The sequence below is a fragment of the Agrobacterium sp. CNPSo 3708 genome (assembly GCF_028674915.1).
GTDB lineage: Bacteria > Pseudomonadota > Alphaproteobacteria > Rhizobiales > Rhizobiaceae > Agrobacterium > Agrobacterium cavarae.
This window is the reverse complement of record NZ_JAQZSF010000001.1, coordinates 624733-633832: the sequence shown is the minus strand read 5'-3', so window position 1 is coordinate 633832 and position 9100 is coordinate 624733. Positions and strand designations below refer to the sequence as shown.

At 58.5% G+C, this 9100-nt stretch carries 8 protein-coding genes and 1 tRNA gene; 8 read left to right on the top strand and 1 reads right to left on the bottom strand.

Annotated features, from left to right (window positions below):
- The first annotated feature begins 20 nt into the window (after nt 1-20).
- A tRNA-Met gene (locus PVA19_RS02985) sits at nt 21-97 on the top strand.
- Nucleotides 98-784: 687 nt separating this feature from the next.
- Nucleotides 785-1975 carry a formaldehyde dehydrogenase, glutathione-independent gene (gene fdhA, locus PVA19_RS02980; protein WP_062444156.1) on the top strand — a complete coding sequence of 397 codons (1191 nt, stop codon included), beginning with the start codon at nt 785-787 and terminating at the stop codon, nt 1973-1975.
- Between the two features lie 89 nt (nt 1976-2064).
- Here fdhA and PVA19_RS02975 read toward each other — a convergent pair whose 3' ends face one another.
- Nucleotides 2065-3114, bottom strand: coding sequence for a Fe(3+) ABC transporter substrate-binding protein (locus tag PVA19_RS02975; protein WP_112520135.1), 1050 nt, complete (start codon nt 3112-3114; stop codon nt 2065-2067).
- A 280-nt stretch (nt 3115-3394) separates the two neighbouring features.
- Between PVA19_RS02975 and rirA the strand changes: the two genes are divergently transcribed.
- The 6 genes from rirA (at nt 3395) to PVA19_RS02945 (ending at nt 9014) form a co-directional block, all read left to right on the top strand.
- Nucleotides 3395-3871, top strand: coding sequence for an iron-responsive transcriptional regulator RirA (rirA, locus tag PVA19_RS02970; RefSeq protein WP_062427286.1), 477 nt, complete (start codon nt 3395-3397; stop codon nt 3869-3871).
- A 135-nt stretch (nt 3872-4006) separates the two neighbouring features.
- Complete coding sequence (locus PVA19_RS02965) at nt 4007-5041, top strand: AbrB family transcriptional regulator (protein ID WP_274101070.1); 1035 nt, start codon at nt 4007-4009, stop codon at nt 5039-5041.
- A gap of 168 nt (nt 5042-5209) precedes the next feature.
- Complete coding sequence (gene osmF, locus PVA19_RS02960) at nt 5210-6121, top strand: glycine betaine ABC transporter substrate-binding protein OsmF (RefSeq protein ID WP_062443412.1); 912 nt, start codon at nt 5210-5212, stop codon at nt 6119-6121.
- Nucleotides 6122-6130: 9 nt separating this feature from the next.
- Entirely contained in the window at nt 6131-7327 is a 1197-nt protein-coding gene (locus PVA19_RS02955) for an ABC transporter permease (RefSeq protein WP_274101069.1), read from the top strand.
- Nucleotides 7324-8262, top strand: coding sequence for an ABC transporter ATP-binding protein (locus PVA19_RS02950; RefSeq protein ID WP_274101068.1), 939 nt, complete (start codon nt 7324-7326; stop codon nt 8260-8262). The genes PVA19_RS02955 and PVA19_RS02950 overlap by 4 nt, the downstream gene beginning before the upstream one ends.
- A complete protein-coding gene (locus tag PVA19_RS02945; protein ID WP_274101067.1) occupies nt 8259-9014 on the top strand; it encodes an ABC transporter permease in 756 nt (251 codons plus the stop codon). The genes PVA19_RS02950 and PVA19_RS02945 overlap by 4 nt, the downstream gene beginning before the upstream one ends.
- Nucleotides 9015-9100 lie beyond the last annotated feature (86 nt).

The following is a 9100-nucleotide window of genomic DNA, read 5'->3' as shown; positions in this document are numbered from 1 at the left end:
CTGCGGTCGCTCATAATTAACGCGGGGTGGAGCAGCCCGGTAGCTCGTCAGGCTCATAACCTGAAGGCCGCAGGTTCAAATCCTGCCCCCGCAACCAAATATACGACGATCATCAAAACCCCGGGGCAAAAAAGCCGCGGGGTTTTGTCGTTTATCGAGCAGGAATGATTGCTTCACAGACTGGGTGGCGGAGGAAGAAGCCTTCATCCGCCCCACAATGCGATTCCACCAGAACGGAGTGAGGATGGCGGCTCTCTTTCAGCGGGGCTCAGTGAGGCCTGACTCGACGAAAGTCACTCGTCAACAATCCGATGACTCTTTCGTACAGCAGTAAGCCCCTGAGACAATTGCGAAATCCAATCCCATAGCTCTAGATCTCGCCGGCTTCACTTCCAGCCACACAGTGAGCGCGCACCTGCCCAACATCCAATATCAAACCCTGATCCCGTTAAATCCGTCGGAAACTGACGCCTGGAACGCGCCATCTCTCGGTTAGACGCTGGACATCAGTGTCGTTGAACACACAAGGCGTGTCGTAATCCAGAACGTTTACCTCAGCCTCACGTGGTCTGCTGTCAGCATCGAAACGCCACTTGAGGAGGTGGCGTCATTTGTGTCGATGGCCGGGCTCAACCGGTCAGGAGAGGGTCACTCTGGAGGGTCCGTTGGTGAGGAACGGGTAAGTCCCAGTCTTTACCGGATCGCCGATTGATCGTTTGACAGTAGAGAATGTCGCGGCCCTGACGGCTTCGGCATTGATGTTCAAACCATGGAGGAGATGGATATGAGCAGGAACCGAGGCGTTGTCTATTTACGGCCGGGTCAGGTGGAGGTTCGTGATATTGACGATCCGAAGCTGGAAGCCCCGGATGGACGCAGGATCGAGCATGGCGTGATCCTGAAAGTCATCTCGACCAATATTTGCGGCTCGGACCAGCACATGGTGCGTGGTCGCACGACTGCCATGCCGGGCCTCGTACTAGGTCATGAGATTACTGGCGAAGTCATCGAAAAGGGCATCGATGTCGAGATGCTCGAGGTCGGCGATATCGTCTCCGTACCGTTCAACGTTGCCTGCGGTCGTTGCCGTTGCTGCAAGTCGCAGGACACGGGCGTCTGCCTCACCGTTAATCCGTCCCGCGCCGGCGGCGCCTACGGATATGTCGATATGGGTGGCTGGATCGGCGGCCAGGCTAAATATGTCACCATCCCCTATGCCGACTTCAACCTTCTGAAATTCCCCGATCGTGACAGGGCGATGTCGAAGATCCGCGACCTGACCATGCTGTCCGATATCCTGCCGACCGGTTTCCACGGTGCGGTGAAAGCTGGCGTCGGCGTCGGCTCGACTGTCTATGTGGCGGGTGCGGGTCCGGTCGGTCTTGCTGCTGCAGCCTCTGCCCGTATCCTCGGTGCAGCCGTCGTGATGATCGGCGATTTCAACAAGGATCGTCTGGCGCATGCCGCCAAGGTCGGCTTCGAGCCGGTGGACTTGTCCAAGGGCGACCGGCTGGGTGACATGATTGCCGAGATCGTCGGCACCAATGAAGTCGATAGCGCGATCGACGCCGTTGGCTTCGAGGCACGCGGACATGCCGGCGGTGAACAGCCTGCTATCGTTCTCAACCAGATGATGGAAATCACCCGTGCGGCCGGCAACATCGGTATTCCGGGTCTCTATGTCACGGAAGATCCCGGTGCGGTGGATGAGGCGGCCAAGCAAGGCAGCCTGTCGCTGCGCTTCGGTCTTGGTTGGGCGAAGGCACAATCCTTCCACACCGGCCAGACGCCGGTTCTAAAATATAACCGCCAACTCATGCAGGCCATCCTGCATGACCGCCTGCCGATCGCCGATATCGTCAACGCCAAGATCATTGCGCTGGATGACGCGGTCCAAGGCTATGAAAGCTTCGATCAGGGCGCTGCGACCAAGTTCGTTCTCGATCCGCATGGCGATCTGATCAAGGCGGCGTAATCGTTTCAGTGCAACGACACCACAAAGAAACGCCCGCGATGTCGTCGCGGGCGTTTTTTTGTCATCGAATATGTTTCGGCGGCCTGCTTTTACTGCGACGGTCCGTCGTTGAAGCCGACTTCGTCGACCAGTTCGGAGGCCTCTTTCCGGTGCGCAGCGATCTCGGTCAACGACAATGTATCGGGCTTGATCGGCCCAAAGCCTTTGACCACATCGGAAGGCTGAGCACCGGGCAGCACCGGATACTCGAACACCTGCTTGGCGTAGATTTCCTGCGCTTCTCCTGACGCCAGGAATTCCATCAGCTTTAGGGCGTTTTCCTTGTTCGGCGCGTATTTTGTCATGGCAACGCCGGAGATATTCACGTGGGTGCCGCGATCTTCGGCATTGGGAAAGATTACCTTGACGCTGTTGGCCCAGACCTTTTCTTCCGGTTCCTGCTCATTGGTCAGCATCAAGCCGACATAGTAGGTGTTGCCCAGCGCAATATCGCACTCGCCGGAATAGATGGATTTCGCCTGGCTACGATCCGTGCCGTCCGGCTTGCGCGCCAGATTGTTTTTGAGGCCCGTCAGCCAGGTGCGGGTATAGTCGATGCCGTGATGGGCAATCATCGAGGCAAAAAGCGCGATATTGTAGGAATGCTGCCCGTCGCGAATGCAGATCTTGCCCTTCCACTTCGGATCGGCAAGTTCCTCATAGGTGATCGACTGCTGAGACACGCGCTCCTTTGAGGCGTAAACGACGCGTCCACGGGTTGTCAGTCCAAACCACTCGCCTTCCGGGTCGCGAAGATTGGCCGGAATATCCTTTTCGATGATCGGGTCGTTGAGCACCGGCTGCGTGACACCACCCTCCTTCGCCTCGACCAGCCGGGCGATATCGACAGTCAGCAGAATATCGGCGGGAGAATTGACGCCCTCGGCCTGAATGCGTTCGACCAGTCCCTTGTCCAGGAAGAGAACATTTGTCTCGATCCCGGTTTCCTTGGTGAAGGCGTCGAGCAGCGGCTGGATCAATTCAGGCTGGCGGTAGGAGTAGACATTGACCTCACCACCGGCAAAAGCAGATGACGTGCTGCCACAGGCGATAGATACCACCGCACCGAGCGTCAAAAAGCTGGTTTTCAAGCTTGCCATGCCACAGGTCTCCCTTAGCGCGCCGTGCGTCCATTCTTGGATGCACAGAGGACGCGCGATTCCCGTTGAATCTACGCATCATGCTTTTTCGAAAATCGGTTCCGATTTTCGGGCCGATGCAATAGGATTGAATAGTGGAGTTCTTTGTTCATGAATCGGCGGGCCGGTCAACGGTCAACCACCGGAGATCGAGCGGGTAAGGAAGTTTTTTTCATGTCTGGAATTGTTCTAAACTGAAAAACAAACTATATAACTCCACATTACCGATCAGGAGATCAGCATGCGTTTGACCAAACAGACCAACTATGCAGTCCGCATGTTGATGTATTGCGCCGCCAATGACGGCAATCTGAGCCGCATCCCTGAAATCGCCAAGGCTTACGGCGTGTCGGAGCTTTTCCTCTTCAAGATTCTTCAGCCGCTGACCAAGGCCGGCCTCGTTGAAACCGTGCGCGGCCGCAATGGCGGCGTCAAGCTCGGCAAACCGGCCGACAAGATCAGCCTGTTCGATGTGGTCAAGGTTACCGAAGACAGCTTTGCCATGGCGGAATGTTTCGAGGACGGCGCTGTCGAATGTCCGCTTGTCGATAGCTGCGGCCTCAACTCCGCGCTGCGCAAGGCGTTGAATGCGTTCTTCGACGTCCTGACCGAATATTCGATCGACGACCTCGTCAAGGCTCGCCCGCAGATCAACTTCCTTCTCGGTCTCGATCAGCTGGCGCCTCGCGTGCATCCGACGCCGGTCGCCGCGGCCTGATCTCCGCTTCGAAACTTTTCCAAAAGCCCGCCCGCAAGATTGCCGGCGGGCTTTTCTTTTGGAAGAGCTTGATTTCGGCGACGATGACGGCGCAAGTGGGCGTCTCCTGTTTGCGTTTTGATTCTCACCGGTGCCATGATCTCCATATCCGAGCTTTCTCGCCTTGCCTTGACCGTCTTCATCGGCAGTCTTGGCGCGCTGTTCGGCGTGTTGGCGGGCCTTCCGGCACCCTTTCTCTGCGGCCCGGCACTCGCTGTCACCGGCGCAAGTCTTCTCGGTCTGACGCTCTCGGTGCCAAAGAACCTACGCAGCGCCACTTTCGTCATCGTCGGCGTATCGATGGGAACGAACATCACCCCGAACGTCTTCGAAGCGGCCAGAGCCTGGCCGTTGAGTTTCGTTGCTGTGCTGTTGACGGTGGTGGTACTTCTTTATGCCGCCTATTGGATCCTGCACTTCATCTTCCGCTATGACCACACGACGGCAATGCTCGGTGCGTCTCCCGGCCACCTCAGCTACATCATCAGCCTGACGGCAGAGACCAAGAGCGATCTCGCAACTGTCAGCGTGATCCAGAGTGTGCGGGTTCTGGCACTGACGCTCACCGTGCCGCTGATCGTCAAATATCTCGATCTCGTCAGTGTTGAACCCTCCATCCTGCCGCCACCCATGCCAGCGCTGGAACTCGGATTGACCCTGCTTGTCTCGCTGGCGGTCGGTCTTGTCTTCATGCGCTGGCGCTTTCCGGCGGCACTGCTTCTGGGTGGTGTTGCCGTTTCCATCGGCTCACACGTCACGGGCTTCTCCAGCGGTGGAGTGCCGGACTGGCTTGCCATCCCCACCTATATCGTCCTTGGAAGCTTGATCGGCACGCGCTTCTCGCGCTCCTCGTTGAAAGACATGAGGAAGGCGTTTTTGGCTGGTGCCGTCGTCACGGTCGCGGTCGTTGTCCTTGCCTGCTCGATTGCCGTCCTCGTTTCCAGTCTGACGGGTGTTCCGCTCAACGCCGTGATGATTGCATTTGCGCCTGGTGGGCTCGAGACGATGGCAGCCATGGCGGTGATGATGCATGCGGATACGGCCTATGTCGGTTCACATCACGTCCTGCGCCTGCTGTTTCTCTCGGTGCTCATGCCTTTCGTGATCGGTAAACAAGCGCGCGGGCGTTGACCGTCAGGCACGAAACTGCGGATTTTCCTCTGCCCGTATTTTTCGCTGCAACTTTTTTGCCGCCTGCTTCGTTACTTCGTGCTGAACCGGGGACAGTCGCTCATTCGTATTGGTCAGAAAAACGAGGCATTGTCCTGCCCGCGTAACCGTTCCGAGTGGAGATTGCCCATGAACCGTCTGATGAAGCTGGCCAGCGCTGGATTTGCGCTTGCTCTTTATGCCTCCATTGCCCAAGCGCAGGTCGTCGTCTCATCCAAGATCGACACCGAAGGCAGCGTTCTCGGCAACATCATCCAGTCGGTTTTGAACGTCAACAATATCGCCACCACTGACCGCATCCAGCTGGGCGCGACGCCCGTCGTGCGCAAGGCGATTATCGCAGGCGAAATCGATATCTATCCGGAATATACCGGCAACGCCGCCTTCTTCTTCGAAAAGGCAGATGATCCTCTCTGGAAGGATGCCGCCAAGGCCTATGAAGAAGCCAAGACGCTGGACTACGACGCCAACAAGATCGTCTGGTTGTCGCCTTCTCCGGCCAATAATACCTGGGGTATCGCGGTTCGCAAGGATGTGGCGGAGAAGAACAATCTCAAGACACTGAGCGATCTCGGCAAATATGTTGCCGGCGGCGGCCAGATCGTCCTTGCTGCATCTTCTGAATTTGTCAACTCGGCGGCAGCTCTACCCGCCTTCCAGAAGACCTATGGCTTCACGCTGAAGCCGGAGCAGTTGATCACGCTTTCGGGCGGCGATACGGCAGCGACGATTGCCGCGGCCGCCAACCAGACCAACAATGCCAACGCTGCCATGGTCTATGGCACCGATGGCGGCATTGCGCCGTCCGGCCTCGTCGTTCTCACGGATGACAAGAATGTGCAGCCGGTCTATCAGCCTGCGCCCATCATCCGTGAAGAGGTGCTAAAGAAGCATCCTGACATCGAGAAGGTCCTGAAGCCGGTCTTCGAAAAGCTCGATCTTACGACCCTGCAGGAGCTGAATGGCCGTGTGCAGGTGGGCGGGGAGCAGGCCAAGGCCGTTGCGCTCGATTTTCTCACCAAGAACGGCTTCGTGAAGTAAGAGGTGTCGTTGCAGAGCGAGAGCGCCATTTCAAAGCCGCAGACTGTCACACGACATGTCGATAAGGTCGGCGTGCTGATCTGCGGCCTGCTCCTCTATGCTGCACTCGTTCCGCCCTTCGTCAGCTTCCGCGCAAACCGTATTGTGCAAGGGGAAGGGCGCTTTCTGCTGGACAGCATGCCGACCTCTGTCGGTTACGGCCTGATCGGCATCATCATCTTGGCCGCGGCGGTGGCGCTGTTCGTCGCCAACACAAAGGTCCGTTTGGCGACGGCCTTTGCGGCACTGGTCGCGCTGGCCGTTGCGATCGGCCTTTCGGCGTCGTCTCTCATTCCGCCTGAAAACACCTATGCCCGCGTGTCGGCGGCCAGTGGTTTCTGGCTTTTGCTCGCCGGGCTGGTGGTCCTGGCGACGGATGCGATCGCGAGGCTTAATCCAAAGCCTCTGACACGTCTCATCCTTCTGGCTGTGTCACTGCTTCTCCTCAGCGCCTTCCTGCTCTCCGGCCTGTGGAAGGATCTCTCTATCATGAAGGAGTATCAGAGCCGCTCCGATATCTTCTGGACGGAAGCGCAGCGCCACCTTCAACTGGCCTTGGGCTCCGTCTTCGCCGCCATGCTGGCAGGCATTCCTCTGGGAGTGCTCTGTTTCAAGGTGGAGCGCATCCGCGCCGCCATGCTGAACAGTCTCAACATCATCCAGACGATCCCATCCATCGCGCTCTTCGGCCTCCTGATTGCGCCGCTGGGCTGGATCGGCACCCATGTCCCGGGCGCCTCGCAGATCGGTATCCGCGGCATCGGCGCCGCCCCGGCCTTCGTTGCGCTGTTTCTTTATTCCCTGCTCCCGATCGTTTCCAATACGGTCGTCGGGCTCGCCGGCGTTTCGCCTGCCGTGCGTGATGCGGCGCGCGGTATCGGCATGACGGGCCGGCAAAGCCTGTTCAAGGTCGAGTTCCCGCTGGCGCTTCCCATCATCTTGACCGGCATCCGCATCGTGATGGTGCAGAACATCGGGCTTGCAACGATCGCGGCGCTCATCGGTGGCGGGGGCTTCGGTGTCTTTGTCTTCCAGGGGATTGGCCAAACGGCCATGGACCTCGTTCTTCTCGGAACCATCCCGACCGTCATCCTGGGATTTGCCGCGGCAATTCTGCTGGATGCGCTGATCGACAGCAAGCTCCTGGCACGAGGAAAAGCCACATGATCGAAATCGAAGGCCTCACCAAACTATATGGCGAAGCGACGGTGGTCGATAATGTGAGCCTCGCTGTCCAACCCCAAAGCGTTACCGTCATCGTCGGCACATCCGGCTCGGGCAAGACGACGCTTCTGCGCATGATCAATCGTCTCGTCGAGCCGACCTCGGGCGTCATTCGCATCGATGGGCGCAACGTTCTCGATCTGCCGGGCTTCGAACTGCGTCGCAGCATCGGTTATGCCATCCAGGGGCATGGGCTTTTTCCGCATCGGACGGTGGGACAGAACATTGCGACCGTGCCGGAACTGCTGGGCTGGGATCGGCAGCGGGTCTCGGCGAAAGTCCACGAACTACTCACCCTCTTTCAACTTGACCCAAAGCTTTATGCCGACCGCTTCCCAAGCGAACTCTCGGGCGGTCAGCAGCAGCGCGTCGGCGTGGCGCGCGCGCTGGCAGCCGAGCCGAACATTCTTTTGATGGACGAGCCCTTCGGTGCGCTCGACCCGATCATCCGCGCCAAGGCGCAGGAAGATCTCCTGGCGATCCAGAAGAAACTCGGTGTCACCATCGTGCTCGTCACCCACGATATGGATGAGGCCTTCTTCCTGGCGGATCGGATTGCCGTCATGGATAAGGGAAAGGTCGTCCAATATGGACCACCGGCGGAGCTCGTCCTCAACCCGGCAACGCCATTCGTCAGAACGCTGATCGGCGAGCGGGAAAGGCCTTTACGGCTGCTTTCCGTGGCAACCGTCTCCGAGATCGTTGAACCCGGAGAGGCGGAAGGCGAGCCGCTCACCGGCAGCCTTAGCCAACGTGATGCACTGTCCGCCATGCTCTGGGCGGGACGGGACAGTCTCCCGGTTGTCGGCACCGACGGGCAGAAGATCGGTCGCATCCGGCGCGAAACCCTGCTGCAGCAAGCTGCGGGCCGTTCATGACGCGCGCGCACCCAAAAGCGCTGCTCGGACCTCTGCTCCTATTGGGGCTCGCGCTGCTGCTTGTCGTCTTTTTGGCGACACCAGGCACTTTCGCTCCGATCTTCTCACCGCTTGTCCAGACCAACGCACCGGCTATCTACCAGCAGGCCAATCTTCTCTCCCTCACGCTGTCCCATCTGGCAATCGTGGGGATGGCGACGGCAGCTGCCACACTGGTGGCCGCGACACTTGCCATTCTGGTCAGCCGGCCGTTCGGTCGAGAATTCCTGCCGCTGTCGCGCAGCATCGTCAATATCGGCCAGACATTTCCGCCGGTTGCCGTGCTTGCACTTGCGGTGCCGATCATGGGATTTGGGCAGAAGCCAACGCTGGTGGCGCTGTTTCTCTATGCCCTACTTCCCGTCTTCGAAAACACCCTCACGGGCCTGACGACGGTCCCGGCATCAATCACCGAGGCAGCCCGCGGTGCTGGCATGACCGGTTGGCGAAGGCTGTGGAAGATCGATATCCCGCTTGCCATGCCTGCGATCCTCGCCGGCATTCGCCTATCGGCCGTCATCAGCCTTTCAACCGCGACGATCGGCTCGACCGTGGCAGCGCGCACGCTGGGCGAGGTCATCATTGCCGGTCTGCAATCCAACAATCTTGCCTTCATCCTGCAGGGCGGTTTGATCGTGGCGGCACTTGCCGTTTTGATCCACAGTGTGTTTTCGATGCTGGAATCCAAGGCCGCACATCGTGCCGGTCGGTAACGCATTTTGTCTAGACAAATTATTTCCCTTATGAATTAATGCCCCCTAAAGAAGCGGAGAAAATCGCCGCTCAAAAATAAAGCAAC

What these genes read in the sequence shown, in the direction of transcription:
- fdhA (WP_062444156.1), top strand. Translation starts at nt 785, where the DNA reads ATGAGCAGGAACCGAGGCGTTGTCTATTTACGGCCGGGTCAGGTGGAG.
- PVA19_RS02975 (WP_112520135.1), bottom strand. Translation starts at nt 3,114, where the DNA reads ATGGCAAGCTTGAAAACCAGCTTTTTGACGCTCGGTGCGGTGGTATCT.
- rirA (WP_062427286.1), top strand. Translation starts at nt 3,395, where the DNA reads ATGCGTTTGACCAAACAGACCAACTATGCAGTCCGCATGTTGATGTAT.
- PVA19_RS02965 (WP_274101070.1), top strand. Translation starts at nt 4,007, where the DNA reads ATGATCTCCATATCCGAGCTTTCTCGCCTTGCCTTGACCGTCTTCATC.
- osmF (WP_062443412.1), top strand. Translation starts at nt 5,210, where the DNA reads ATGAACCGTCTGATGAAGCTGGCCAGCGCTGGATTTGCGCTTGCTCTT.
- PVA19_RS02950 (WP_274101068.1), top strand. Translation starts at nt 7,324, where the DNA reads ATGATCGAAATCGAAGGCCTCACCAAACTATATGGCGAAGCGACGGTG.
- PVA19_RS02945 (WP_274101067.1), top strand. Translation starts at nt 8,259, where the DNA reads ATGACGCGCGCGCACCCAAAAGCGCTGCTCGGACCTCTGCTCCTATTG.